This is a genomic window from Burkholderia metallica (genome assembly GCF_902832845.1).
GTDB classification, from domain to species: Bacteria; Pseudomonadota; Gammaproteobacteria; order Burkholderiales; family Burkholderiaceae; genus Burkholderia; species Burkholderia metallica.
The window spans coordinates 1,565,388-1,591,440 of sequence record NZ_CADFDB010000001.1 but is presented as its reverse complement, the minus strand read 5'-3'; the positions used below and the strand labels follow the sequence as shown (position 1 = coordinate 1,591,440).

General features: G+C 69.1%; 26 protein-coding genes. 11 read left to right on the top strand and 15 right to left on the bottom strand.

The window, feature by feature from the left end; translation table 11 throughout:
- Positions 1 to 293: 293 nt before the first annotated feature.
- Together HWX08_RS06990 and HWX08_RS06985 are read right to left on the bottom strand one after the other, a co-directional pair.
- Positions 294 to 1,067 carry an AraC family transcriptional regulator gene (locus HWX08_RS06990; RefSeq protein WP_174922319.1) on the bottom strand — a complete coding sequence of 258 codons (774 nt, stop codon included), beginning with the start codon at positions 1,065 to 1,067 and terminating at the stop codon, positions 294 to 296.
- A gap of 33 nt (positions 1,068 to 1,100) precedes the next feature.
- On the bottom strand, positions 1,101 to 1,442 hold the full coding sequence (locus tag HWX08_RS06985; protein ID WP_069259438.1) for an FKBP-type peptidyl-prolyl cis-trans isomerase: 342 nt from the start codon (positions 1,440 to 1,442) through the stop codon (positions 1,101 to 1,103).
- A gap of 581 nt (positions 1,443 to 2,023) precedes the next feature.
- Between HWX08_RS06985 and HWX08_RS06980 the strand changes: the two genes are divergently transcribed.
- Positions 2,024 to 2,947: a metal-dependent hydrolase gene (locus tag HWX08_RS06980; protein ID WP_174922320.1), complete on the top strand. Its 924-nt coding sequence runs from the start codon at positions 2,024 to 2,026 to the stop codon at positions 2,945 to 2,947.
- A gap of 451 nt (positions 2,948 to 3,398) precedes the next feature.
- Positions 3,399 to 4,871 carry a sigma-54 dependent transcriptional regulator gene (locus HWX08_RS06975; protein WP_069261101.1) on the top strand — a complete coding sequence of 491 codons (1,473 nt, stop codon included), beginning with the start codon at positions 3,399 to 3,401 and terminating at the stop codon, positions 4,869 to 4,871.
- Positions 4,872 to 5,960: 1,089 nt separating this feature from the next.
- Here the strand turns inward: HWX08_RS06975 and HWX08_RS06970 are convergent.
- Positions 5,961 to 6,743, bottom strand: coding sequence for an ABC transporter substrate-binding protein (locus HWX08_RS06970; protein WP_107311192.1), 783 nt, complete (start codon positions 6,741 to 6,743; stop codon positions 5,961 to 5,963).
- Positions 6,744 to 6,986: 243 nt separating this feature from the next.
- On the opposite strand from HWX08_RS06970, the gene HWX08_RS06965 reads away from it, so the two are divergent.
- Together HWX08_RS06965 and HWX08_RS06960 are read left to right on the top strand one after the other, a co-directional pair.
- Positions 6,987 to 7,406, top strand: coding sequence for an MbcA/ParS/Xre antitoxin family protein (locus HWX08_RS06965; RefSeq protein WP_069259441.1), 420 nt, complete (start codon positions 6,987 to 6,989; stop codon positions 7,404 to 7,406).
- Positions 7,397 to 8,104, top strand: coding sequence for an RES family NAD+ phosphorylase (locus tag HWX08_RS06960; protein WP_069259442.1), 708 nt, complete (start codon positions 7,397 to 7,399; stop codon positions 8,102 to 8,104). Before HWX08_RS06965 ends, HWX08_RS06960 begins: the two co-directional genes overlap by 10 nt.
- Before the next feature lie 54 nt (positions 8,105 to 8,158).
- Here the strand turns inward: HWX08_RS06960 and HWX08_RS06955 are convergent, their stop codons facing one another.
- The gene (locus HWX08_RS06955) at positions 8,159 to 8,890 is read right to left on the bottom strand and encodes a metallophosphoesterase (protein WP_174922321.1); all 732 of its coding nucleotides are present in this window, start codon (positions 8,888 to 8,890) and stop codon (positions 8,159 to 8,161) included.
- A gap of 139 nt (positions 8,891 to 9,029) precedes the next feature.
- On the opposite strand from HWX08_RS06955, the gene HWX08_RS06950 reads away from it, so the two are divergent.
- Positions 9,030 to 9,683, top strand: a complete 654-nt coding sequence (locus HWX08_RS06950) for a DUF1345 domain-containing protein (RefSeq protein WP_069259444.1) — start codon at positions 9,030 to 9,032, stop codon at positions 9,681 to 9,683.
- Positions 9,684 to 9,707: 24 nt separating this feature from the next.
- Here the strand turns inward: HWX08_RS06950 and HWX08_RS06945 are convergent, their stop codons facing one another.
- Positions 9,708 to 10,376 (bottom strand): glutathione S-transferase, encoded by a 669-nt coding sequence (locus HWX08_RS06945; RefSeq protein ID WP_069261102.1) that lies wholly within the window; start codon positions 10,374 to 10,376, stop codon positions 9,708 to 9,710.
- A 144-nt stretch (positions 10,377 to 10,520) separates the two neighbouring features.
- Complete coding sequence (locus HWX08_RS06940) at positions 10,521 to 11,228, bottom strand: class I SAM-dependent methyltransferase (RefSeq protein ID WP_174922322.1); 708 nt, start codon at positions 11,226 to 11,228, stop codon at positions 10,521 to 10,523.
- A gap of 309 nt (positions 11,229 to 11,537) precedes the next feature.
- On the opposite strand from HWX08_RS06940, the gene HWX08_RS06935 reads away from it, so the two are divergent.
- Positions 11,538 to 13,187 carry a DUF3459 domain-containing protein gene (locus HWX08_RS06935; protein ID WP_174922329.1) on the top strand — a complete coding sequence of 550 codons (1,650 nt, stop codon included), beginning with the start codon at positions 11,538 to 11,540 and terminating at the stop codon, positions 13,185 to 13,187.
- A 71-nt stretch (positions 13,188 to 13,258) separates the two neighbouring features.
- On the opposite strand, the gene HWX08_RS06930 is transcribed toward HWX08_RS06935, so the two are convergent.
- The 5 genes from HWX08_RS06930 to HWX08_RS06910 form a co-directional block, all read right to left on the bottom strand.
- A complete protein-coding gene (locus tag HWX08_RS06930; RefSeq protein ID WP_174922323.1) occupies positions 13,259 to 13,843 on the bottom strand; it encodes a thiamine phosphate synthase in 585 nt (194 codons plus the stop codon).
- A gap of 22 nt (positions 13,844 to 13,865) precedes the next feature.
- A complete protein-coding gene (locus tag HWX08_RS06925; protein ID WP_069259447.1) occupies positions 13,866 to 15,209 on the bottom strand; it encodes a hemolysin family protein in 1,344 nt (447 codons plus the stop codon).
- A gap of 76 nt (positions 15,210 to 15,285) precedes the next feature.
- Entirely contained in the window at positions 15,286 to 16,065 is a 780-nt protein-coding gene (locus tag HWX08_RS06920; RefSeq protein ID WP_174922324.1) for a sensor histidine kinase, read from the bottom strand.
- 67 nt (positions 16,066 to 16,132) lie between these two features.
- Entirely contained in the window at positions 16,133 to 17,056 is a 924-nt protein-coding gene (locus HWX08_RS06915) for a DMT family transporter (RefSeq protein ID WP_069259449.1), read from the bottom strand.
- A gap of 41 nt (positions 17,057 to 17,097) precedes the next feature.
- Positions 17,098 to 17,955 (bottom strand): LysR family transcriptional regulator, encoded by an 858-nt coding sequence (locus HWX08_RS06910; protein ID WP_069259450.1) that lies wholly within the window; start codon positions 17,953 to 17,955, stop codon positions 17,098 to 17,100.
- Between the two features lie 115 nt (positions 17,956 to 18,070).
- Here HWX08_RS06910 and HWX08_RS06905 point away from each other — a divergent pair, with 115 nt between their 5' ends.
- The 3 genes from HWX08_RS06905 (at position 18,071) to HWX08_RS06895 (ending at position 21,129) form a co-directional block, all read left to right on the top strand.
- Complete coding sequence (locus tag HWX08_RS06905) at positions 18,071 to 18,454, top strand: tautomerase family protein (RefSeq protein ID WP_069259451.1); 384 nt, start codon at positions 18,071 to 18,073, stop codon at positions 18,452 to 18,454.
- 126 nt (positions 18,455 to 18,580) lie between these two features.
- Positions 18,581 to 20,203 carry a CHAD domain-containing protein gene (locus HWX08_RS06900; RefSeq protein ID WP_174922390.1) on the top strand — a complete coding sequence of 541 codons (1,623 nt, stop codon included), beginning with the start codon at positions 18,581 to 18,583 and terminating at the stop codon, positions 20,201 to 20,203.
- An 89-nt stretch (positions 20,204 to 20,292) separates the two neighbouring features.
- Positions 20,293 to 21,129, top strand: coding sequence for a TOBE domain-containing protein (locus tag HWX08_RS06895; protein WP_174922391.1), 837 nt, complete (start codon positions 20,293 to 20,295; stop codon positions 21,127 to 21,129).
- Between the two features lie 203 nt (positions 21,130 to 21,332).
- Here HWX08_RS06895 and HWX08_RS06890 read toward each other — a convergent pair whose 3' ends face one another.
- From HWX08_RS06890 to HWX08_RS06875, 4 genes are all read right to left on the bottom strand, one after another.
- Entirely contained in the window at positions 21,333 to 22,034 is a 702-nt protein-coding gene (locus tag HWX08_RS06890) for a sulfate/molybdate ABC transporter ATP-binding protein (RefSeq protein ID WP_069259454.1), read from the bottom strand.
- Positions 22,035 to 22,089: 55 nt separating this feature from the next.
- A complete protein-coding gene (gene modB / locus HWX08_RS06885; RefSeq protein ID WP_069259455.1) occupies positions 22,090 to 22,767 on the bottom strand; it encodes a molybdate ABC transporter permease subunit in 678 nt (225 codons plus the stop codon).
- 10 nt (positions 22,768 to 22,777) lie between these two features.
- Positions 22,778 to 23,578, bottom strand: a complete 801-nt coding sequence (modA, locus tag HWX08_RS06880) for a molybdate ABC transporter substrate-binding protein (RefSeq protein ID WP_174922392.1) — start codon at positions 23,576 to 23,578, stop codon at positions 22,778 to 22,780.
- A 136-nt stretch (positions 23,579 to 23,714) separates the two neighbouring features.
- Positions 23,715 to 24,413, bottom strand: coding sequence for a phosphatase PAP2 family protein (locus HWX08_RS06875; RefSeq protein WP_174922393.1), 699 nt, complete (start codon positions 24,411 to 24,413; stop codon positions 23,715 to 23,717).
- A 248-nt stretch (positions 24,414 to 24,661) separates the two neighbouring features.
- Between HWX08_RS06875 and HWX08_RS06870 the strand changes: the two genes are divergently transcribed.
- Together HWX08_RS06870 and HWX08_RS06865 are read left to right on the top strand one after the other, a co-directional pair.
- Positions 24,662 to 25,771 carry an extracellular catalytic domain type 1 short-chain-length polyhydroxyalkanoate depolymerase gene (locus HWX08_RS06870; RefSeq protein ID WP_069259458.1) on the top strand — a complete coding sequence of 370 codons (1,110 nt, stop codon included), beginning with the start codon at positions 24,662 to 24,664 and terminating at the stop codon, positions 25,769 to 25,771.
- An 81-nt stretch (positions 25,772 to 25,852) separates the two neighbouring features.
- Entirely contained in the window at positions 25,853 to 26,029 is a 177-nt protein-coding gene (locus tag HWX08_RS06865; protein ID WP_069259459.1) for a DUF3563 family protein, read from the top strand.
- Positions 26,030 to 26,053 lie beyond the last annotated feature (24 nt).

Genomic DNA, 26,053 nt, shown 5'->3' with positions numbered 1-26,053 from the left:
TAGGAGGCGGCCGGTAGCGGATGTTTCAGTGGGACGTGAAGCGTCGAAACGCTGAAGTGTCGAAACGCGAAACGATGGAACGCCGAAACGCGAAACGCGAAACGCAGAATGCGGAGTGCGACGCAGCGGGAACGAAGGGGAAGCGAAGCCGGAACAAAGGGGGCAAAGCGGGAATGAGGCGGAGAGCGAAGCGAGAACAACGAAGACGGCGCACAGGCCGGCGCCGAACGCGCTTTCTCGAACCTTGCCGCTACACGCGTCGCTGCGTGCTCAACACAGGCCCGCGGCTGCGTTCAATGCCGTTCGCCGCGCCAGCGTCCCGGCGCGACGCCGAAGCGCTTCGTGAACGCGTGCGTGAACGTGCTTTGATCGGCGAAGCCGACCCTCCCGGCGATATCGACGAGCGGATCACGGCCGTCCGCGAGCAGGATCACGGCCGCGTCGAGCCTGAGCCGTTGCAGGTAGCGATGCGGCGTTTCGCCGAACGCATCGACGAACAGTTGATGAAACCGGCGCATCCCGTAGCCGCAGTGCGCGGCGAGGTCGGCGATGCGCAGCGGCTCCGCGAGCCGTGCGCGCAGCCAGCGGTCGATGCGCGCGAAATCGAGGCCCGATGCGGGCGCCGCGATACCGCGTTCGTCGAGCAGCGCGCCGCACAGCCGTGCGGCAGCCTGCCACTGGAAACGGTGCGCAGCGGCGCGCTGTGCGTCGCCGGCGGGAGCGTCGAGTTGCGCGGCGGCCGCCGCGATCTGCGCGACCAGCGCGGTGAGCGCCGGATCGATCGCCATCGCGCGCGCGCTGTCGAACAGCCGCTGCGGTACCGCGAGCGATGCGAGCGGAAGATTGAGCACGAGCTGGCGGTTCTCGCCGAGGCCCGCGTAATCGTGGCGCGCGCCGGCCGGAACCAGCCATGCGGCGTGGCGGTCCAGACGCTGGCTGACGCCGTCCACCGCCATCACCATCGCGCCGTCGATGCCGAGCACGATCTGGTGAAAGTCGTGCACGTCCGACGCTTCGCGCATGTCGTAGCGTTGCAGTGCGACGGTGGGAGACGGAAGGTGTGCCATGAGGCGGGGCGTCAGCCGGCGGCGCGAGCCGTATCAGACGTCGAGCAGTTCGACTTCGAACACGAGCGTGGCGTTCGGCGGAATCACGCCGCCGGCGCCGCGCACGCCGTAGCCGAGTTGCGGCGGAATCGTCAGGCGACGCACGCCGCCGACCTTCATGCCCTGCACGCCTTCGTCCCAGCCCTTGATGACCATGCCGCCGCCGAGCACGAACGCGAACGGGTCGTTGCGATCCTTGCTCGAATCGAATTTCTGACCGTCGGTCAGCCAGCCCGTGTAGTGGACGCTGACGGTCTTGCCGGCTTGCGCTTCCGCGCCGGTGCCTTCGGTCAGGTCTTCGTATTTGAGGCCCGATTCGGTCGTGATGACAGACATGACTTCTCCTGAAAAAGGATGGGTAAAACCGCTATTGTAGGCGAGCGCGCAGCGGGCCGCCCCGTGCGGTTTCCGGCCGGTCCCGCGCGTGCTGCGGACTGGGGCGGCCCATCTCGGCCGCGATCGCCCGGCACGCAAATGGAACGCGCGTTTGAATTTTTCGCGGACCTTGCGACAGCGGTTGCACCGCGCGCGTGCGACGCGCGTATGAATCGGTGCTACCGGGATGCCCGGCCGAATGCCGCGCGCGGGCGCCGGCTTCCGCGCAACGCCCGCCGCACGGGGATTTCCGACCATTGGTGCGATGCGGCTTCACTCCCAGAACATTACGCGCGCACGGTCTCGCGCGTTCGAATCCCCCGCCGTCCCGACGCTGTTCGAGCGCCGTTTTTTCCACCTCATCGACCGTGCACTGTTTGGAAGCGCGCATCTACCGCGCGGCTTGCGCGCGCGGCTGCGGGCAGCCTATCTTTACAGCTGTCGATGTCAAGATTTTGGCGGTGCGCGACGCACCGCCCGGGCCCGCGCCGGCCGCGTCGAACGATGCGCCGGGCCGCCCCGGAACCAGGAGAACGATGAACATGAAGTCAGCCGCTGCCGCCACCGCAGCCGGGATCATGCCGGTGCGCCGCGACCTGCGTTTCGACCTGCCGGTCGAACGCGCGAAGGACTGGCATGGCCTCGGGTCGCACGTGACCCATTTCTTCAACGCGCTGTCGCTGCTGTTTCCGGCCGGCGAACGCTTTTTCATGGATTCGGTGCGCAACTATCGCGACCGGATCGACGATCCCGTGCTGAAGCAGCAGGTGCTCGGCTTCATCGGCCAGGAGGCGATGCATACGCGCGAGCACATCGAATATAACGAGCTGATGCAGGCGAACCGTCTGCCCGCGCGCAAGCTCGACAAGCGCGTGTGGGCGGTGCTCGGCTACATGAAGCGCAAGCTGCCGCATTCGGTGCAGCTCGCGCATACGGTCGCGGCGGAGCATTACACGGCGATGCTCGCCGACTGGCTGCTGCGCGATCCGACGCGCCTCGACGGTTCGGTCGAGGGCTACCGCCAGATGTGGATCTGGCACGCGCTCGAGGAAACCGAGCACAAGGCCGTGTCGTTCGACGTCTGGAATGCGGCAATGAGACCGGGGTTGCGCCGTTACCTGATCCGCATCGGCGTGTATCTGCTGACGACGCTGACGTTCTGGCCGACCGTGTTCCTGATGCACGCGACGCTGTTGTGGCGCGATCGCGGCGCCGGCCATCACGTGCGCGGCATGCTGCGGATGGTCGCGTTCCTGTACGGGCCGCGCCGCGGGCTGTTCCCGCGCATCGCCGGCGAATGGCTGAGCTTCTTCCGGCCGGGCTTCCATCCGTGGGATCACGACAATCATCACCATCTCGCGCGGGTCGATGCGCTGGCCGCCACCTACGGCGAACACCGCGGCGCGCCGGCCGGCCGCGGCCGCGGCCGCACGAGCGCACCGGCGCCGCTCGCGTCGGGCCGCTGATATGCCCCCATGCCGGCGCGCGCGGCGCCATGCCGCGCCTGTTGCGTTCCCGCATCGGCCGGCTTCCTCTGACGATTGACCGAAATCAATTCGAACCGGGTACGCGGGCGTCCCGTCGGCCGGTCGAGCGTCCGCGCACGCATGCGCGGGCGAGCCGATTTCTCGCGCGCGGCATCGTCCGAGCACGCCGCGCGCCAGTACCGGCGCGGCTTTGCGCGCCGCGCAGCCGCCGGTTCACCGCGCGCGCCGCATCCGCCACCGGGATAACACCCATCTAGCCGCGCGCGGGCCGCATCGATATACCGTTCATGACAATGTCCACCTCACGTGCGATTCCTTCACGGGGGGATTTTATTCGGACGGAAATGCGGCCAATATGTCGGTTCGATCGAGGTCCGTCGTGCGCGACGGCGAGCCGGCGCGCGATACCAACGCCAAGCGGGGAACAACGATGGTTGCTAGGTCACCTGACGCAAACGGGCACGCGGCGCCCGAGACGACGCATGTGTCCGTCACCGCGCCCGAGGACGGACGCAAGCTGTTCGTGATCATGCGTTCCCCCGACGAGCCGTTGCTGGCGCAACTGCGCGGGCTGGGCTGGGAAATCGCGGTCGCGAAGACGGCCGGCGCCGCGCAGAACATGACGTCCGGCGTGAGCGTCGCGGCCGGGCTGGTCGATTTCACCGGATTCACGTCGCGCGACTATCCCGCGCTGAAGGCGTGTCTGAGCCAGCCGTCGATCGGCTGGATTTCCATCGCGCAGGCCGGCATCACGATCAGCCCCGCCGTGCGCGAACTGATCCGCAGCTACTGCTTCGATTACGTGACGCTGCCGTTGCCCTATGAATGGATTTCGCACGTGCTCGGCCATGCGCGCGGGATGGCCGCACTCGATCGCGTCGACGGCGCGGCCTATGCGGCGTCGATCGGCGAACACGGGATGATCGGCAACTGCGAGGCGATGCAGCAGCTGTTCAGCACGATCCGCAAGGTCGCGAAGACCGACGCGAGCGTGTTCATCTCCGGCGAGTCGGGCACCGGCAAGGAGCTGACGGCGCTCGCGATTCACGAGCGCTCCGGCCGCGGCAAGGGGCCGTTCGTCGCGATCAATTGCGGCGCGATTCCGCACCACCTGCTGCAGTCGGAACTGTTCGGCTACGAGCGCGGTGCGTTCACCGGCGCGAACCAGCGGCGGGCGGGCCGGATCGAATCGGCGAACGGCGGCACGCTGTTTCTCGACGAAATCGGCGACATGCCGGTCGAAAGCCAGGCGAGCCTGCTGCGCTTCCTGCAGGAAGGCAAGATCGAGCGGCTCGGCGGGCAGGAATCGATTCGGGTCGACGTGCGGATCATCTCGGCCACCCACGTGGATCTCGACGGCGCGGTCGAGGCCGCGCGCTTTCGCGCGGACCTGTATCACCGCCTGTGCGTGCTGCGCATCCACGAACCGCCGCTGCGCGCGCGCGGCAAGGACATCGACATCCTCGCGCACTACGTGCTGCAGAAATACAAGTCCGACAGCGGCCGCAAGATCAGCGGCTTCACGTCTGCCGCGCTCGACGCGATGCGGCGCTACGAATGGCCCGGCAACGTGCGCGAACTGATCAACCGCGTGCGGCGCGCGATCGTGATGGCCGAGAGCCGGTTGCTGACGCCGCACGATCTCGGGCTCGACACGCCCGGCGAAACCGAACCCGTGACGCTCGAACAGGCACGCGCATTCGCCGAGCGCACCGCGATCGAGAATGCGCTGCTGCGCAACGATCACCGCATCAACAAGGCTGCCGCCGAACTCGGCATTTCACGCGTGACGCTCTACCGGATGATGATCGAGCACGGGCTGAACGATCACGACCACAACGGCGACAACGGCGGTCACGACGGCACGCCGTCCGGCGACGCGGGACATCAGCGGGTCGGCTGAGCGGTGCACGCACCGGGTCGGCGACAGGTCCGGTGCCGGTGCGGCGCGAACGTAGCGGGCGGCCGACTTCGGTCGGCGCACAGCACGGCCAACCTGCGGCACGTGTGCCGCCGACCGCATGTAAAGCGCATGAAACATTTCGCCGCGGCCGCCCGGCGAAATTGCGCCGCAAATCGGGGTGAACGTCGGGCGAACGGCCTGCCGCCCGTCGGTAATAATGTCGCGCTTCATTGTTCAGCCTTATCCCGCAAGGCACGGCCGTCACGCGGCCCGGCGCATGCCGCGCGCCCCATGTTTCAGTTTCGTAACTTCCCGCCTTCGGCACCCGTTCCGGCTGCCGTGCTGCCAGGCCGATCCCTTGTCCGGACGGGCTCGCGCGAAGCTGGCCCGGTCCTTGCGGAAGTAGGCGTGCGAAAGTCGACGATGCAAGGTCCGTCCGGTTCGGCAGCGAACGCTGTCGGTCGCGGCCAGGGCCCGGTCCGCGGGGATGCGGCGTCGGAGCGCGGTACAGCAGCCGCATTCCGGCGAGTACGGAACGTCGTCGCCTGATCGTCGGGGCACCGGTGTGGTCCGGTTGCCGGAACAAGCAACGAGACTGAAACGGGGTAGAAAAATGATCGATCGCCACACGCCGCGGCCGGCAGGCCGCGATCGCAGTGAGTCGACGCGTCGCCGCTCGAGCGTCGTTCTCGCCGCCGGCCGGCATGCGTCGACAGGCCATCTCTCCGCGCCCGGTGCGAGGCGGATCCGGCTGATTGCCGGTCATCCGCGCCGGGTCGGTACTTTCCTGCATGCGAACACGGTTCGCAAGGGCATGTGCGCACGGGCGCCGGTTCCTCGACGCCCGCTCTTCGCGTACTGACCGTACGATTGAAACGGCACGATTTTCCTTCGCGCCGGCCTCGCCGCGGCGAACAGATCGATCTGCAGTCCGGATGAAATGCGCAGCGTCGTGCCGCCCGTGCGGCGGATGACGCATGCGATGCGACGCGACGGCAACCGGCCTCATGCCGGTGCCGTCCGGTGGTGAGGGGAGGGGCGGTCGGACGCGCGCGACCGGAGTGGCGCCCGTACGCGCGCGACGCCGTTTCAGCCGCCGTAGATGTCGAAGTCGAAGTATTTCGACGCGAGCCGCTTGTAGGTGCCGTCCTTGACCATGTCGAGGATCGCGCCGTCGATCTTCGCTTTCAGGTCGGTGTCCTCCTTGCGCAGCCCGATGCCGGCGCCGATGCCGAGCACTTTCTCGTCGACGAGTTCGGGGCCGACGAACGTGTAGTTCGCGCCGCGCGGCGATTTCAGGAAACCGATCGCCGCCTGCACTTCATCCTGCAGCGCCGCGTCGAGGCGGCCCGACGTGAGATCCGCGTACACGCCGTCCTGGTTCTGGTACGACACGACGTTCGCGCCTTGCTTGCCCCAGTACGCCTTTGCGTACGTCTCCTGCGTCGTGCCCTGTTCGACGCCGATCGATTTGCCCTTCAGCGATTCGGCCGTCGGCAGCAGCGGCGAGCCCTTCTTCACGACGAGCCGCGTAGGCTGGTTGTAGATCTTCGTCGTGAAGCCGATCTGCTGCGCACGCTGCGGCGTGATCGACATCGACGACAGCACTGCGTCGAACTTCTTCGCCTTCAGCGCCGGAATCATCCCGTCGAAATCGTTCTCGAGCCACACGCACTTTGCCTTCAGCCGCGCGCAGATCTCGTTGCCGAGGTCGATGTCGAAGCCGACGAGCTTGCCGTCGGGCGCCTTCGACTCGAACGGCGCGTAGCTGGCGTCGGTGCCGAAGCGGATCGTGGTCCAGTCCTTCGCGACGGCGGGGCCGGCGGAGATCGCGAGCAGGGCGATCGAAACAGCGGCAATCAGTCTCTTCATGGTGCGTTCCTTGGCGGGTGCTTCCGGGTTTCCGGGCGATACGGTTTCACGGACCCGCCGCAGCTGCGCGCGGTGTCCGCACGGGCATTAACGCAGAAAATAAAATAAGAGTCCAGAATGGACAAAAAAATATCGTTTTCCGGGTGGCACGCGACGACGCCGATCGATCGACGGGTCTCGACCCTTGCAAAAATACGAAAATGGACTAGTCTTGTTAGTAGATTCATTTAGAGACTAACGATCATGTCACAGCCCGCGTACGAGTCCTATTCCCCCCCGCCGCAGGCATCGGTCGCGCAGATGTCGGCGGCCGGCCTGCGTGCGTTTTTCAACATCGCGCGCGACTGGGAACTGACGATCGACGAGCAGATCGTGCTGCTCGGGTCGCCCGGCCGGTCGACGTTCTTCAAGTGGAAGGCCGCGCCGGAAGCGGCGCGGCTGCCGCGCGATACGCTCGAGCGGCTATCGCTGCTGCTCGGCATCTACAAGGCGCTGCAGATCCTGCTGCCGCAGCCGGCCGCGGCCGATGCGTGGGTCAAGCGGCCCAACGACGCGGCGCCGTTCGGCGGCAAGCGCGCACTCGACCGGATGCTGGCCGGCAACGTCGGCGATCTGGTCGCCGTGCGGCAATATCTCGACGCGATGCGAGGTGGATGGGCGTGACGCTGCCGAACCAAGCACAACCCTGGCCCACGTCCGCGGTCGACTGGGCGCCTGCCTATCGCGTGATTCCCACCCGTTTTCCGGCGATCAACCTGTTCGACCGCGTGGCGTCGGCGGACGATTTCGACGCGCTTTACGCGCTCGAATCGCTGACCAACGACCGCATCCGCAACGAAGTCGGCACGCTCGACCTCGTGCCGCCCGCCGAGCGCCGCTACGGGCAGGGCTGGGGGCCGATCATGGCCGCGTTCACGCACCTGAATCCGCAGGGCAGCCGCTTTTCCGACGGCAGCTACGGCGTGTTCTACTGCGCCCGTTCGCGCGATACCGCGATCGCCGAAACGCGTTACCACAGCGCGCTGTTCCTGGCTGCCACGAAGGAGATGCCGATGCGTCAGCAGATGCGGCTCTACACGGTGATCGCGCAAGGCGACGTGGTCGACGTGCGCGCGTGGCCGAAGCGCGATCCGGCGCTGCTGCATCCGCTCGACTACAGCGCCGGGCAAGCGCTCGGTCGCGCGGTGCGCAATGTCGGCGGCGCGGGGATCGTCTATCCGTCGGTGCGCGATCCGCGCGGCGAATGCCTGGCGGCGTTCCGCACCGCGCTGCTGCGCGACTGCCATCACGCGGCGTACCTCGAATACAACTGGAACGGCTCGGCCGTCGATGCGGTGTTCGAACTGAACCAGGTCGGCTAGGGTACGGTAGTCGCGGGCATCAGCGGCATCAGCGGCAATCAGCACACCTGCGCATTACGGCAGCGGCCAGTCGCCCGCGCGGCGCTCGCGTGCTTCGGCCTGCGTCATCGACCAGGTGCGCCCGGTGCGCGGCTCGGCGAGCGTGAGCCGGCCGGCCGGTGCGAACGCGCCCGTGTCGATGAACCATTGCGCGCCGATCCGCTGCGGGGCGCGCACCGGCGTATGCCCGGTGCAGGTCAGCGACAGCCCGGCCTGCCGCGCGGGATCGGCGAGCCCCTGGACGAGATCGCGGCCCCAGATCAGGCGCTCGCGCACGTCGTGCGAGTAGCTGCCGGTGTCGAGATCGGCGTCCGAGCCGAAGAACTCCGCATGCAGCACGTTGAAGCGCCCGGGACCGTCGCCGACCACACGCACGAGCGGCAGCGCGTCGACGCGCGCCGCATGCGCGTGCAGTCGTTCCGGCGGCAGGTCGGCGCCCCAGTCGCCGCCGATCCCGCGCCACGCGTCGGGTGGCAGCTTGCCGCGCGCGACGCGGCTCAGCACCTCCTCGTGATTGCCGCGCACGACGTGGCACCACGGGCGGTCGAGCAGTTCGAGCGCGGTTTCGGACGCGGGACCGCGATCGACGAGGTCGCCGACCGAGAACAGCCGGTCGCGAGCCGGATCGAAGCGGACGTCGTGCAGCAGCGCGCGCAGCACATCCACGCAGCCGTGCAGGTCGCCGACGACGAAGTCGCGCCCGGCCGCGTTCGCCGGATGGTGGCAGAGGGGGGCGGTGGCAGTCATCTGACTATCTTAGGCGCTCCCGCCCATCGCCACGTCACGACGGAATGGCGATAATCGGGGCGCGTGACGCGTCGGCGCGGCGCAGCGGGCCGTCCCGTGCGCCCGCCGAACCCTTTCCATCCGCTTTCGGAATCACACGATGACGTTTTATCCGCAGGTATTACGCAACCGGCCGCGCATGGTCGCGGCATTCGTCGGCGGCGTGCTGTGCGCGGTGCTGTTGCCGTTTCCGCTGCGCGCGACCGCGCGGGCGCTGATCGGCTGGGATTGCGCGGTGTGGCTGTATCTCGTGCTGATGTGGGTGCGCATGGTCACCGCGCATCATCACATGGTGCGCGAAGTCGCGATTCGCGAGGATGAAAACGCGACGACCGTGCTGACTGTCGTATGTCTCGCGACCGTCGCGAGCGTGGCGGCGATCGCGATCGAACTCGCGACCGCCAAGAGCGTCGGCTTCAGCGCGGGGCTTAGCCACTACGCGATCACGGGCGCGACGCTGTTCGGCGCGTGGTTCCTGATCCCGACGATCTTCACGCTGCACTATGCGCGGCTCTATTACGGTTCGCCGGCCAAGGATCGCGCGCTGCGCTTCCCGGACCAGAACCTCGAACCCGATTACTGGGATTTCCTGTATTTCGCGTTTACGATCGCGGTCGCGTCGCAGACGGCCGACGTGTCGATGACGAACCGCTCCGCGCGGCGTTCGGTGCTCGCGCAGTCGATCCTGTCGTTCTACTTCAACATGGCCGTGCTCGGGCTGTCGATCAACGTCGCGGCGGGCCTGCTGAGTTGACGCAGGCCGACGTCGGCGGGGGCGTTACTTGAGCAGTTCGTACGGGCCGCCGCGCTCCAGCGCCCGTTGGTAGGCCGGCCGCGCGTGGATCGCGTCGAGAAAGCGCGCGATCGCCGGATGCCGGCCGTCGCCGCCGCGCGCGGTCGCGGCTTCGAGCGGAAAGCTCATCTGGATGTCGGCCGCGCTGAAACCGTCGCCGACGAACCATCCGGTGCGGCTCAGCGTGTCGTCGATATGGCCGAGATGCAGCGCGATCTGCGGGTCGACGAAGCTCGATTGCAGCGTCGCGGCGATCTTGCGCGCGACCGGTCGTGCGAAGAACGGCATCGGCGCATGCGCGATCCGCAGCGCGACGAGCTTGAGCAGCAGCGGCGGCATCGCCGACCCCTCCGCGTAGTGCAGCCAGTACGTGTAGTCGTGCCGCTCGGGCGTGCCGGGCGGCGGCGCCAGGCGCCCGTTGCCGTAGCGCTCGACCAGGTACTCGATGATCGCGCCCGATTCGGCGTACGTGCGGCCTTCATCGGTGACGACCGGCGACTTGCCGAGCGGATGGATCGCGCGCAATGCGGGCGGCGCGAGCATCGTCTTCGGATCGCGTTCGTAGCGCACGATCTCGTACGGCACATCCAGTTCTTCGAGCAGCCAGAGCACGCGCTGCGAGCGCGAGTTGTTCAGGTGGTGGACGGTGAGCATGTCGACGCCGGGAAGTGGGGGCGGGAACGACATCATACCCAGCGCGGATGGCGCGTACGGGAAATGCGTCGCGCGCCGTGTCTAGCTGACCGCGCATGGCCGATCGCACCTGGCCGGCCGCACCTGGCCGGCCTCACCGATCCATCATGCGCGCCGTACCGCGATCCACGCGCCCCAGAACAGGCTCGCGAAAAAGCGCAGCGGCGCATCGAAGCCCGCGTCGTGCAGCAGGCCGAACACCGCGTCCTCGGACGCCGGCGGATCGGCGCCCTGCAGGATCTTCGCGAGTTGCGCGCGCACCGCGTCGGGCGTCGCGCCTTTCATCCGCCAGCGCTGCTGCCATGCATCGAGCAAGCGAGGGTGGTCCGCGTAGCGACGATGATTGCCGGCGAGCACGAGCGGCGCGCCGGGTTTCAGGCGCCGCGCGATCGCCTGCAGCAGCGCCGCCTTCGCCGCGTCGCCCGGCACGTGATGCAGCACGCCGATCAGCGTCGCGCCGTCGAACGCGGGCGCATCGGGCAACGCATCGACATCGTCCTCGACGAACGCCGTGCGCGCGCCGAAGCCCGCGGCCTCGACGTTCGAGCGCGCGAGCGCGAGCATCGGCGCGGACGGATCGACGGCCGTGAACCGCCAGCCCGGCTCGAGCGCGGCCGCCACGCAGATTTCCTGCCCGGTGCCGCCCGCGCCCGCGACGAGAAGCCGCGCATCGGGCGCATCGATCGCCGATGCGAGCATGCAAGCAGTGAGTTCGTGACAGGCATCGTAGCCGGCGAGCGCGATGCGCGATTGCTCGGCGTATTCGTGGGCGCGCGCCGGATCGAATTTGGCGGCGCTGGAGGGAAGCGACATGACGGGTTTCTCCGGTCGGAAGCGGGCGACGTGCCCGCGAGCATGCCGCTGAGCGTAAGCGTGCGCGGCCGGCGCAACAAGGCGAGCAGTCATTCCGGTATGCCGGCTACCCGACTCGCGTCGCGCCGGCCGGAGCGCCGGTTTCCCAGGGGTCGATTCGCATTTAAAAATGTCCGGGAACGCTGCATCGCGACGGAAAATCCGGCGCATACTCGTTTCTCTCCCCTTCGCCTGGCCGTCGCATGCCGGGCCCCGATGCGCCGCGCCGCTGGCGCGGCCATGCCGCTCGGTATGCATGAGGAGCGCATGATGTCCGATTGTCCGCACGATCCGTATGCGCAGCACCATATTCATTGCCTGCCGTTCGGCGCGCAGCCCTGTGGCGCGCTCCGCGCGGCGCCGCGCACGCATTTTCGCGTGTGGGCGCCGGGCAGCACGCAGGTCCAGCTCGAACTCGATACCGGCTTCGGCCCGTTGCGCGTCCCGATGACGGCAGCCGGCGCGAACTGGTTCGAAGTTTTTGCCGATTGCGGCGCGGGTTCGCTCTACCGCTATCGGCTCGACGATGCGGTATCGATTCCCGATCCCGCGTCGCGCTCGCAACCCGAAGGGCTCAACGGCCCGAGCCAGGTCGTCGATCCGCGCGCGTTCACGTGGCGCAACACGTTCTGGCACGGGCGCGCATGGGAAGACATCGCGCTCTATGCGGTTCGCCCGCACGGGGTGGGCGGCTTCGACGGCGTGCGCCGGCGCCTGCCGCAGCTCGCGCGGCTCGGCGTGACCGCGCTGGAGCTGCTCGCGTCGCACGACAGCCTGCCGTTCGCGCCGCTCGCGGCCGAAGGCGGCCCCGACGCGCTGAAGGCGCTGATCGACGATGCGCACGGCTACGGTCTCGCGGTGCTGCTGGAGCTCGATTACGCGCGCTTCGGCAGCGGCACCGAGGCGCTGCGCCACTATGCGGCGCCGTTCTTCCACACGCGCGACGATCCGTTGCAGGCGCCCCCGCTCGCGCTCGATCATCCGGAAGTCTGCGATTTCTTCTGCGACAACGCGCTGTACTGGATCGACGAATACCGCTGCGACGGGCTGCGCCTGCGCGAAGCCGACCGGATCGGCGCGTCGTGGCTGCGCGAGATCGCGGACCGCGTGCGCGCGGCCGTCCCGGCCGACCGGCTGATCCATCTCGTCCTCGGCAGCGAACGGCATCCGGCGCATCTTGCCGATACCCATTTCGATGCGCAGTGGAACGGCTGCGGCGAGCGCGCGCTGCACCGGCTGACCGGGCGCGACGTATCGGCCCATGAAGGCATTTCCACGCACCAGTCGATCCATACGCTCGCCCGCGCGCTGACCGCGGCCGGCGCGGCCTTCCAGCCGGCCGGGTCGACGGAGGGCATGGGCGCCGACACCGGGCTGTCGCTGACGTCGCTGGTGCTGTCCGACGGCGCGTGGCGCGACTGCGGCCACGGCGATCCCGGGCAGGCGGCCGGGCTGGCCGCGCTCGCGCTGTCGCTGCTCACGCCGCAGATTCCGTTGATCTTCGACGAAACCGCGTGCGATGCCGATCGCGCGCATTTCGTGCAGTCGGCGCTGGCGGTGCGCGCGAAGCTGATCTCGCCGCGGCTGTCCGATTGCCGGCCGCGCGAGGCGCGTGCGCTGAAGTCGGACGGCGACGGCGATGCCGACGCGCTGCTCGCGTCATGGCAGCTCGCCGACGACGAGACGCTGACGATCGCGTTGAACCTGTCGCCCGACGCGGTGCCGTTCGACGCGCCGCGCGGGCGGGTCGTGTTCGAGACGCCGGCGCGTGCGCGCGACCGCGTCGACGACGGGGCGTTGCCGCCGTATTCGCTCGTCGCATGGCTGACGGGGGACGTGAACCGGTATGCGCTCACGCACGATGCGCGTCGCCTCGACGACGGCGCGTGGCGCGGATTGCGTCCGAACCTGAACGCATGACGATGTGAGCGGGCAAGCAACCGCACGGCCGGGCGCAGGTGGGCCCGGCCGTGCCGCAGGCAAGGCCCGCGTTACCAGAACCCGCGAATGCCGGCGATGCCGTAAGCGCCGTGGCGGCGCGCGTCGTCGAGATGGGCGCGCGTCATGCCGCCGAGGGCCAGGACGGGCATCGCGGCTTCGGCGGCCAGTGTTTCGAACCGCTGCCAGCCGAGCGCCGGCGCACCGGGATGGCTGAGCGTCGGCAGCACCGGCGACAGCGTGACGAAATCCGCGCCGGCGCGCGCGGCCAGCAGCAGGTCATCGTGGGTATGACAGGCCGCGGACACCCATCTTCCGGCGGGCAACGGCCGCTGCGTGGCGGCCCGCAACGCGGTGCCGTCGAGATGCCAGCCGGCGCCGTCGAGCCGCATCACGCCGGCCGCATCGATCGGCCCGTTCAGCATCAGGTGCGCGCCGGCCGCGCCGCAGCGCGCGAGCGCGTCGGCGGCGAGCCGGGCGAACGCGCTCGCGTCGAGCGACTTCACGCGCAGTTGCACGAGCGACTCGCCGCGTGCGAGTACCGCCGACAGCCGGTCGAGGAACGCCGCGCAATCGGCTGCCGACGCGGACGCCGGTTCCGGCGTGATCACGCAGCAGCGCGGCAGCGCGGCGTTCATCGCGTATGGCGAAGCGCGGCCGTCATTCGTCGGCCTCTTTCGCGATCTTCGGGTACACGCGTACGAGCACGATGCGCGGCCCGTTCATCTTCTTCACGACGACGTCGAAGCGGTCGAACGACACGCGCTGCCCTTCGGTCGGCAGATCGCCGAGCGCCTGGATCACGAGGCCGCCGACCGATTCCGCGCGGCCTTCGTCGATGTCGATGCCGAGCGCCTGTTCGAGCGACACGACGGGCAGGCTGCCCTTGCCCATCAGCGTGCCGTCGTCGAGGCGGCTCCAGTCGGCGTCGCCCTGGCGGAACTCGTCGTGGATCTGGCCGACCAGCGCGCCGAGCAGGTTGTCGAGCGTCAGGAAGCCGATCGGCTTCGCGCCCTTGTCGCCGACCAGCGCGAAGTGCGGCGCGCCCTTGCGGAAGCGGCGGAACAGTTCGAGCGCCGGCGTGTCGGGTTTCACGTACTGCACCGGGCGCACGTAGTCGGACAGGTCGTCGAGCGCCGCGCCCGCGTGACGCGCGAGCAGCAGGTCCTTCAGGTGGATCAGCCCGCTCACCTGCTCGCGCGACGCATCGTCGAACAGCGGATAGCGGCTGAAGCGGTGCCGCGCGACGATTTCCATGTTGTCGGGCAGCGGCAGGTCGCGGCGCAGGCCGATCATTTCATGGGCCGGCCGCATCAGGTCCGACACGGTCATCGACGAAAAGTCGAGCGAATGCGCGAGCGTGTTCCACTCGTCGTTGCTGTACGTGCCGCGCGCCGGCTGCGCCGGATTGCCGGTCGTGCTGCGGCGGCTGCGCAGGATCAGCTTCAGCTCGTCGGTCGAGTAGTGGGCGTCGCTGCCGTGGTCGGCGGACAGCCCCGCGAGCCGCAGCACCGCGTTGGCGCTGTTGTTGAGCACCCAGATCGCCGGATACATCGCCCAGTAGAACGCATAGAGCGGCAGCGCGACCCACAGGCCGACCTTCTCCGACTGGCGGATCGCCATCGATTTCGGCGCCAGCTCGCCGACGACGATGTGCAGGAACGAGATCAGCGAGAACGCGAACACGAGCGAGATCAGGTGCACGACGCGTTCGGACTGCACGCCGAGCAGGTCGAGCAGCGGGCCGAGCAGTTGCGCGAAGGCCGGTTCGCCGACCCAGCCGAGGCCGAGCGACGCGAGCGTGATGCCGAGCTGGCACGCGGAAAGATACGCGTCGAGCCGGCCGTGCACGATGCCGAGGATGCGGCCGCGCAGGCCGTGCTTGCGGGCCAGTGTCTTGACGCGCGTGGCGCGCAGTTTGACGAGGCCGAATTCGGCCGCGACGAAGAACCCGTTCAGGGCCACCAGGAACAACGCGCCGATGAGCGCGAAGATCTGTAACAAAGAAGCACTCCGGTTATTGCAGGCCCGTCAGTATAGAGCCGGAAAGGAATCTGTAATGTGTCGGACGGCCGATTGCTTACACCGGCGCCTCGCAGGGGACCGAGAACGTGAGGGTGGTCGTGGCGCCGTCGGCGAACAGGTCGTGCGCGAACGTGCCGCCGTGCGCGAGCGCGACGCGCTGGCAGAGCCCGAGCGTCCACGCGACCCGCTTCGCGTCCCGCTCGCGCAGCATCTCGCGTCGCGCGAACGATTCGAACGCGTGCGGCTGCGCGGGATCGGCGAGCGCAGCGGCGTTCACGGTGCAGGTGACGCGCGCGGTGAACTGCGCGCGGTCGCGTGCGCACGCGAACGTCACGCGGCCGCCGGCGGCGCTGGTTTCGACGGCCGCCGTCAGCATCGTCCACAGCGCCTGGGCGATGCGTTCGCGGTCGGCGGTGAGCGACGGTTCGCCGTCCGGCAGCGTCACGTCGAGCGCGACCTGCCGTGCGTCGGCGAGCGCGAAACGCACGAGCGCGATCGTGTCGTCGAGCAGCGCGCGCAGCGCGAACGGCTGCGGCGCGACGGCGAGCAAGCGCGTTTCGGTGCGCGGCGCATCGAGTACGTCGTCGATCAGCGCGACCTGCTGCTCGATTCCGGTGCGAATGCCCGCGAGCGCGCGCTGCAGGTTCGGATCGGCATGGGCGAGCTGGCGCTCGAGCACGTATGCCCAGCTGTGCATCGCGTTCAGCGGGCTGCGCAGGTCGTGCGACGCGGTGGAGAGCGCCTGGTCGCGCAGGAACAGCGCCGCCTGGGCGGCGTAGTGCGCTGCGCGTTCGCGCAGCAGGTCGGCGGCGGGATCGACGGAAGGAGACGTCACGGAGCTGGCCTGTCGGAAGCGGTTGGCGTGGAAGTCACGCGAACCGCCATTATAGGGACGGTGCGGGTCACGCCGGCAGCGCGTCCTCGTCCTTTTTCCGGGCGTCGCCGTTCGGCAGCAACTGGCATGCGAGCAGGCCGGCCAGCATCAGCGCGCAGCCGACGAGCGCGCGCAGCGTCAGCGTCTCGCCGAGCGCGGCCCAGCCGGCGATCGCCGCGAACACGCCTTCCATGCTGAAGATCACGGCCGCGTGCGCGGGCGCCGCATCGCGTTGCGCGACGACCTGCAGCGTATAGCCGACACCGACCGACAGCAGGCCGCCGTACAGCAGCGTCGGCAGCGCGCCGCGCAGCATCGCGGCGCTGACCGGTTCGACGGCGAGGCCGACGACGAGACACGCCGCGCCGCACACGAGGAACTGCAGGAACGCGAGCACGAGCGGATCGTGCCGCTTCGCGAAACGGCCGACGGCCATCACGTGCGCGGCGATGATCACGGCGCCGGCCAGCTGGAACCAGTCGCCGTACAGCACCGAGAAATGCTCGTCGATGCTGAGGAAATACAGGCCGATCGCCGCGAGCAGCGCGCCGAACCATGTGCCCGCGCCCGTGCGGTGACGGGCGAACACGCCCATCAGCGGCACGATCACGACGTACAGCGAGCTGATGAAGCCCGCATTGGCGATGCGCGTGTACTGCAGGCCGACCTGCTGCAGCGAGATCGATACCGCGAGCAGCCCCCCGAGCGCGAGGCCCGGCAGCAGCAGCACCGGTTCGCGGCGGATCGCCGCGAACTGCGCGCGCGCCGCCGTGTTCAGCATCAGCAGCGGCACCAGCGCCAGCGCGCCGAGCAGGAAGCGCAGCCCCGTGAACAGGAACGGCCCGATCACGTCGAGGCTCAGGCGTTGCGCGACGAAAGCCGAGCCCCAGATCGCGGCGGCGGCGAGCATCAGCAGGTTGGCACGGAGGTGCTTGCGGGCGTCGGACTTCATCGGAATTCTTCTGGAGATTACGGGCAGCGGAACCCGCCAGTTTACGCCGAGATTGCAAGGCTGTCGGCAAACCTGCGCAAGGCGGCGGCCGCACGGGCGTCGCGTACGCGTGAATACAGGACGACCTGCGAGAGCGGCAGCGGCGGCAGCCCGAATTTCGCGCCGACGTCGACCAGCGTGCGCGGCGCGACACGTCGCGCGAGCGGGCAGACGGCGAGCCCCGCGGCGGCGGCGGCCGTGACCGCCGCAACGCCGCCGCCGGTGAAGCGCTCGCGCCACGGCCGCCCTGCATGGTCGAGCGCGCGCAGCGCGGCGGCCCGCACGCCGCACGGGCCGGCCAGCACCGCGAGCGGCAGCGGCTCGCCCGCGCGCGGGGCCCAGTCCGGCGCGGCGAGCCACGCCAGCGGTTCGGAAAACAGCAGCGTGCCGTCTTCGCGCGGCGGGTCTTCGCCCGGCTCGTGCCGCACGATCACCGCATCGAACCGGCGTTCGTCGTATTGCGCGAGCAGGTTCGTCGACGTGCCCAGGTGCATTTCCAGCGACAACCCGGGGTCCTGCCGGTGCAGGCTCGTGAGCACGGCGGGCAGGTCGGGCACCGAGACATGCTCGCTGACGCCGAGCGCCAGCCGGTGCGTGCCGGCCGAAATGGCGCCGAGCGCATGGTCGTGCGCGTCGAGCAGCGCGCGGGCGGCCGGCAGGAAATGCTCGCCGTCGGCGGCCAGCTTGACGACGCGCGGCGTGCGCGCGAGCAGCGGCTTGCCGAGGTGCGCCTCGAGCCGCTTCAGCTTCAGGCTGACGGCCGACTGCGTGGTGCCGAGCGCGTCGGCGGCGCGCGTGAAGCTGGCGAGATCGGCCACCAGCACGAACGCGCGCACGGTATCGAGGTCGAGGACTTTCATTTCAGATGAAAATGGATGAAATATTCATTGATGACTGTTCATTATAGTTTGGCGAGCCTAACCTGACGTCGTGTTTTCGTTCTTCCACGTCACTCTCACCGACAGGAGCAGGACCATGCCCTTCACCCGTATCGCCGTCCGCGAAGGCAAGCCGGCCGCGTACCGCGCGGCGCTCGTCAATGGCGTGCATCGCGCGCTGATGCACACGTTCAACGTGCCCGAGGACGACATCTTCATGGTCGTCACCGAGCATGCGGCCGAGAACTTCGTGTTCGGCCGCCACTACTACGACATCGAACGCAGCGACGATCTCGTGATGATCCAGATCACCGCGAACAACACGCGCACGCTCGAGCAGAAGCGGGCGCTGTACCGGGCGATCGCGGACAACCTCGCGGCGCAGCCCGGCGTGCGGCAGCAGGACGTCTTCATCAGCCTCGTCGAGGTGCTGAAGGAGGACTGGTCGTTCGGCAACGGCATCGCGCAATACGCGGTTTGATCTGCGACAGCGCGACAGGGCCGGATCGTCGCCGGCCCGTTTTTGCGACGTGTACTATGGAAGCTGCTTCGCGGGCGACGCCGGCGCGGACGATGCGCCGGCGATTCTTCATGTGCAGGAGCCTCCATGTCGCGTGTGCTGGAAATCGTGTTGTCGCTGTCGCTGGAAGGATGGCCGGTCAAGGCTGCGAGTCGTGCCCGCGGCACGCAGCGCGATTTCGGCGCCGAACTCGTGCGCGCGTGGCGAATCTGCCCGCAGGTCCGCATGCGCCGCGGCCACGAGCGCGTGACGATCGAACCCTGCCGGATCGAGGAGGCCGAGCCGAGCCCCGGCGCGAGCTGGTGGACGTGGGTCGAGACGAATGCGCACGGCAGGCGGGTCGTCGCATCGCGCACGCAGGCGTTTGCGCCCGGTGTCACAGCGCGCGAACTGTTCGACGCGGAACATGCGGGCATCGTCGTCGCGATGCCGTTGCCCTTGCCCGAAGCGGCCGGCGCGTCGACAGGCGAAACCGACGGCGCCGCACCCGACACGGCCGCGCGCCCGGAGGCGGCCGACAGCCGGCCGGAAGCGTCGGCGCTGCGTCTCGTCAGCGAGCGGCGGCGCGGGCGCTGGGCCGACGATAGCGGCGTCGTGGTCGAGATGACGCTCGACGACGTCACGCTGCATCGCGATAGCGAAGCGCCGCGCCGCTACGTCGAGCTGCGTCTCGCCGCGCCCGACTGGGAAACGCTGCCCGCGCGCACGGCCGCACTGCACGCGCTGTTCGCCGCGGCGCGCGAATTGAGCGGCGCGTGGCCTGCGTTCGTACAACTGACGAGCGTGATCGATCGCGCATGCGCGGACGAGCCGGCTGCCTGCGGGCCCGTCAAGGCGCAGCTCGTCGACCTGACCGGCATGCGTACGCAGCGCGCCGCGCTGTTCGCGCTGTCCGGCGACATCACCGCGCAATGGCTCGGCAACGAGGCCGGCGTGCTCGAGCACGACGATCCCGAATACGTGCATCAGATGCGGGTCGCGCTGCGCCGTCTGCGCACGCTGATGCGCTTCTTCCCGCGCTTTGCCGACCGCCAGTGGCGCGACACGCTCGGTGCCGACCTGCGCTGGCTGGCCGCGCTGCTCGGCACGGTGCGCGACTGGGACGTGTTCGCGACCGAAAGCCTGCCTGCGCTGATCGAGGCCGACGGCGGCGACGGCGAGTGGAGCGGCACGCTCGACGCCGCCCGTGCGCAGTGCGCGGCCGCGCGGATCGAGCTGCGGCAGGCGCTGCATTCGGCCCGCTATGCGCGGCTGACGCTCGGCTGGCTCGAATGGCTGGGTTCGCTCGCGCTGCCGTCCGCCGAAGACGGCGATGCACCGTCGCTGCGGCGCCACGCGACGAAGCGCGTGCGGCGGCTGTTCGGTCATCTGTACGCATCGCCGTCGCTCACGTCGCTCGACACGGCCGCGCGCCATCAGGTGCGCATCGATGCGAAACGGCTGCGCTATGCGCTCGAATTCTTCGCGTCGCTTGCGTCGCGCCGCACGCGCACCGACACGGTCAAGACGCTCGCGCGCGTGCAGAGCGTGCTCGGCGAAGCGAACGACACGATGGTCGCGCTCCAGCATCTTGAAAAACTCGGCGCGCCGCCGTACCAGCTCGGTTTCGTGCGCGGCTACGGCGCGGCGCTCGCGCAGCGCGCGGCGCGCGACGCCGAGACGCTGCTGGCCAGCCTGCGGCCGCCGAAACTCGACGGCAAGCCCGGCTGAGCGGCTGACCGGCACGCGCCGACTATAATGGCCGCCCGCTTCCTGCTCGATTCTTTCCCGTTTCCTTCCCGATTCCCGCCCGTATTCCGATGACCGACGCACCGCATTCTTCCCCGTCCGCCGAACCGCTCGAACTGGGCGGCGAGCTATGGCTGCGCGCGGGCGAGCAGACGCTCGGCGGCGCGACCCGCATCGCGCTGCTCGCGGCGATCGGCGACACCGGTTCGATCACGCGCGCGGCGAAGGCCGTCGGCCTCAGCTACAAGGCCGCGTGGGATGCGGTCGACACGATGAACAATCTCGCCGGCGAACCGCTCGTCGCGCGCTCGACGGGCGGCAAGGGCGGCGGCGGTACGACGCTGACGCCGCGCGCGACGTCGCTGATCGCCGCGTTCCGCACGATCGAGCGCGAGCATCGCCGGTTCATCGAGGCCGCGAGCGCGGCCGTGGCCGGCTTCGACGTCGACTGGGCGCTGATCGGCCGGATCGGGATGAAGACCAGTGCGCGCAACCAGTTGTTCGGGAAGGTCGCATCGATCGTGCGCGGCACCGTCAACGACGAGGTCACGCTCATGCTGCCCGGCGGGCAGCCGATCGTTGCCGTGCTGACGCACGAGAGCGCCGACGCGCTCGGCTTGCAGGCCGGCGCGGAGGCCTGCGCGCTGGTGAAGGCGTCGTGGGTCGTGCTCGCGGTCGACGACGGCGAGCACGAGTTGAAGGTGTCCGCGCGCAATCAGCTGCGCGGCAGCGTGCAAACCGTTGCGGCGGGCGCGGTGAACAGCGAGGTGACGCTGGCGCTCGACGGCGGCGGCACGCTCACGGCCGTCGTGACCAACGACAGTGTCGATGCGCTGCGGCTCGACGTCGGCCGGGCGGCGATCGCGCTGTTCAAGGCGTCGAGCGTGATTCTTGCGGTGACGGGCTGACTCCACGCGAGGCGATCCACCTGCGCGCGTCGGCTGTCGCGTGACGGACGGTGCGAAGCCGGTATCGCCGTCGTATCGGGCCGGTGCCGGCTTCGTTGCCGCTTTCTGCTTGTGCCGCTTTATGTCGCTACATGCCGCTTCATGCGGCTTCTCTCAGGCTCCAACGTGCGTGTTGCCACCACCACGACCACGGCCTCGCGCGCTCACGTGATGCGCGTCGGCCACTCGGCGTGCGGCGCAGCCGCCTGCACGCGTCCTTCGCTCAACTGCACGACCTGGTCGCCGAACGCGGCGACGTCGTCGGGATCGTGCGAGATCAGCACCATCGGGATGTCGAGCCGCGCCTGCAACTCGGCCAGTTCGTGGCGCATGCGCTGGCGCATCACGCCGTCGAGCGCCGCGAACGGTTCGTCGAGCAGCAGGATCCGCGGCTGCGCGACCAGTGCGCGCGCGAGCGCGACGCGCTGCTTCTGCCCGCCGGACAGCTGCGACGGATACTGCCCCGCGAGCGCTTCGAGATCGAATGCCTGCAACCAGTACGCGACTTCCGGCGGCACCGTCTTCGCGCGCGGATTGCGCAGCCCGGCCGTGAGGCCGAACGCGATGTTCTGGCGCACGTTCAGATGCGGAAACAGCGCGTAGTCCTGGAACAGATACGCGACGCGACGTTCGCGGGTCGGCACGTCGATGCGGCGCGCGGCGTCGAACAGCGGTTCGCCGTTCAGCGAGATCGTGCCGGCGTCGGGCGACAGCAGCCCGGCGATCGCCTGCAGCGTCATGCTCTTGCCCGCGCCGGACGGCCCGAACAGCACGACGCGCTGCGTCGTCGCGGTGAACGACACGTCGAGCGTGAAGCGGCGCTCGGCGTTCGCGTAGGTCTTGCGGATGTCGACGACGAGGCTCATGCGGGCCTCCGCCGAAGCCACCCGGCCACGCAGCACGATGGGCGAGGGGAGCGCGTCATGTCAGCTGGCTCCGCCGCGCGCGCGACGGCACGAGCCAGCCGGTCGCGAGCAACACGAGCACGCAGGTGATCGACGTCACCAGCACGAGGAAGTTGGCGGTATGGTCGTCGCCGGCCTGCACGGCCGCGTAGATCGCGACCGACAGCGTCTGCGTGCGGCCGGGCAGGTTGCCCGCGATCATCAGCGTCGCGCCGAATTCGCCGAGCGCACGCGCGAACGCGAGCAGCGCGCCCGCGAGAATTCCGCGTGTGGCAAGCGGCAGCGTCACGCGGAAGAACACGGCGACTTCGCCGAGCCCGAGGGTGCGCGCCGCGCGCTCGAGATGCGGGTCGACGCCTTCGAACGCGGCCCGAGCCGATTTCAGGATCAACGGAAACGCGACGACCATCGACGCGATGACCGCGCCCTGCCACGTGAAGACGAGCTCGATGCCGAGCCGGTCGAGCCACGCGCCGAACACGCCGCGCCGGCCGAGCAGCACCAGCAGGTAATAGCCGAGCACCGTCGGCGGCAGCACGAGCGGCAGCGTCAGCACGGAATCGACGACGTCGCGCAGCGGCGAGCGCCAGCGCGCGAGCATGAACGCGGTCGCGACGCCGAGCACGATGTCGAGCGCGGTCGCCCATCCGGCAACCTTCAGCGACAGCAGCAGCGGTACCCAGGCGTCTTGCATCGCGCTACGCTCACTTGCTCGCGGGCTTGAAGCCGAACGTCGACAGCACGGCCTGGCCCTGCGGCGACGCGACGAAGTCGATGAACGACTGCGCCTGCGCGGCGTGGCGGCTGTCCTTGACCACGGCGATCGGGTAGGTGATGGCCGTCTGGGTCGGCACGGTCAGCGCGACCTTCACGCGGCCCGGCATGATCGCGGCGTCGGTGCCGAACACGAAGCCCGCGTCGACTTCGCCGCGCGCGACATAGTCGAGGCTCTGGCGCACGTTCGCGGCCAGCACGCCTTTCGCGCTGACCGCGTCCCACACGCCGGCCGCGCGCAGCGCGCCTTCCGTGTAGCGGCCGACCGGCACCGATGCCGGGTCGCCGTACGCGATGCGCTTCACGCCGGCCGCCGTCAGGTCGTTCAGCGACGTCGGCGCGGCGGCACGGCTGTCGGCCGGCACGATCAGCACGAGCGAGTTCGCCGCGAAATCGCGACGCGTGCCGGGCACGATCACCTTTTCGGCGACCGCGCGATCCATCGCCTTCTGGTCGGCCGACGCGAACACGTCGGCCGGCGCGCCCTTGGCGATCTGCTGCATCAGCACGTCCGACGCGCCGAAGTTGAACAGCACCTTGGTGTCCGGATGCTGCTTTTCGTATGCTTCGCCGACGGCCTTGAACGCGTTCGTCAGGCTGGCGGCGGCCGACACGACCAGTTCGTCGGCCGCGGAAGCGGGCGCGCTGAACGCGATGCCGGCCGCGGCGAGCGTGGCGATCGGCAGCAGGCGGAGCAGGGTGCGGCGAAGCGGGCGGACGGTTGAGCGCATGGTGAGTTCGTTCGAATGGGTGGAAACCGTAATCGTAATATAGGGCGGGTTATAACGCTCGACATACCGCTCATGCGACGGTGCGCATGGAATGATCAGACTTGAAAATGGGCAGCGATGACGACCGCGCGGCCGCTCACGTATGGAGCGTCAGCGGCGCCGATCGGGTGCGCTGCAGCGCGGACGGTTGCGACGCGGGGCGGTAGTTCGGGTTCGCCTTCCAGCGCGCGCGCACGAACGGGCGCTCGTGGCCCGACAGTTGCAGCGCCACCTTGGTGACCCAGCGATGCGACGGCACCGTGATGCCGTGCAGCGCCACGGTCACGAGCGCGAGGCTCGCGACGACCGCCGGCACCGACCAGCGGTGCGGCACCGCGCGCCAGGAACCGGCGATGAATGCGAGCGCGGCGAGCGCGCCGACGATGCACCCGGTGATCGATTCGGACGGCGAGTGCGCGTCGAGCGCGACGCGCGATACGCCGACCGCGACACCGGCCGCGAGCCCGAGCGCGATGCCGGCGATCCGCACCGGCGTACGCGTGCGGATCAGCGCGAGGAAAATCGCGACCGGGTAGACCGACGTCGACAGCATCGCGTGGCCGCTGAATCCCGTGAAATCCCACTTGCGGATGCCGATCCCCCAGCCGAGGAACGCGATTTTCGTGAGCGCGACCACGCCGATCGCGGCCGCGAGCACGCCGAGCCATGCGGCCGCGCGTTGCCACGAATAGCCGAGCGCGAGCCAGACGGCGATCGTGATCGCGAGCGGCAAGGTCAGGCCGGCACCGCCGAACGCGGTGATCGTGATCCACAGGTGAGACGACAGGTCGAACATCGGGAAGGGGACGAACGAGGGCGGGGACGATGCTTAAATCAACGCGCGAGCCGGAAAGAACGACTACAACGGATACAAGCGGCGAAACCCCAGTATAGCGCCGCGTGCGCACGCGCCCCGTTTTTCCCGCGGGAGGGAACTATCCGCGGGCAGGAAAAATCCCAGAAACAATGTTATGGTGCATTGCACAAAGTCGAACGCTGCATCCGCTGTGGTGCCCCTATTTTTCCTGACTGCGAGCCCGATCGATGACCAAAAGTCTGACCAAGGTGTGGCTGGGCGGCATGAAACGCATGCTGTCTCCGGCCGCCAAGCGTGCGGCGCGCGATGCGCAGCGCATCACACGCGACGCACTCGAGGCCGCGGCCTCTCCCGCCGTATCCGATCTGTCCCCGCCGCGCGAATCGCGCGTGCGACCGCGCGCGGCCGCGTGGGCGGCCGGCGAGTGGACGCGCGGCGAACATCCGATGGCGCCCGCGCTCGGGCGCCTCGTCCAGAATCTTGCCTACGGCCTCTACGTGCCGCCCGGCCGCCGGCGCGGCGCGATGCCGCTCGTCGTGATGCTGCACGGCTGCCAGCAGTCGGTCGACGAATTCGTGCAGGGCACGCGGATGAACCTGCTGGCCGACAAGCACGGCTTCGCGGTGCTGTATCCGGAGCAGTCGACGCGCGCGCACGCGCATGGCTGCTGGCACTGGTATGAGGACACCGACCGCGCGGGTCGCGGCGAGGCGAACACGGTGGCGTCGCTCGTCGACGCCCTCGTCGACGAACACGGTTTCGACGCGTCGCGCGTCTATGTCGCGGGGCTGTCGGCTGGCGCGGGTCTCGCGTCGCTTCTTGCGCTGCACCATCCCGACCGTTTCGCGGCGGTGGCGCTGCACTCGGGCCCCGCGCTCGGCGAGGCGAATTCCGGCATCACCGCGATGGACGTGATGCGGCGCGGCGTGCGGCAAAATCCGGCCGCGGCCGTCGATGCGCTGGTCGATGTCGCCGCGTATCCCGGCATGCCGGCGCTGATCGTCCAGGGCGATGGCGACCACGTGGTCGCACCGAAGAACGCCGACCAGCTGACCGTGCAGTTCATGCGCCTGAACGGGCTCGCCGACAGCCGCGGCGCATTGCGGGGCGGCGAACGGGTCGAGACCCGCGAGGCCGGCGCGCAGATCACCGATGTCTGCCGCGACGGCGAGCCGGTCGTCCGGCTTTGTCATGTGAAAGGGCTCGATCACGCGTGGGCCGGCGGCGATGAAGCCGTACCGTTTCACGCGGCGGTCGGCCCCGACGCGAGCGCGATGATCTGGGCCTTTTTCGAAACCCATCGGCGCGCTGTGGCGACCGAACGACGCATCGTCTGATCGACGCTGGCCAAGAACTAGGGTTTTCCCTATAATTCGGGAAAACCCTAGTCAAAGAACCCTTGGATTGCGAGATCGACCATGTACCTGCTGAGCCACCTTTTCCTGATGTTGACCAAGAACGCTGAAACGGCTGCGAAAGAGCGCGCCGAGGCGTACCTGTCCGAAGCGACCGACATCTATGACCTCGAATTCCGCATGCGCAAGATCGATCGCGAAGCGGCGATGAACCGTCCGTATTCGCTCGGCGCGCGCTAAGCAGCGCAGCGCGGGCCCTCGGGT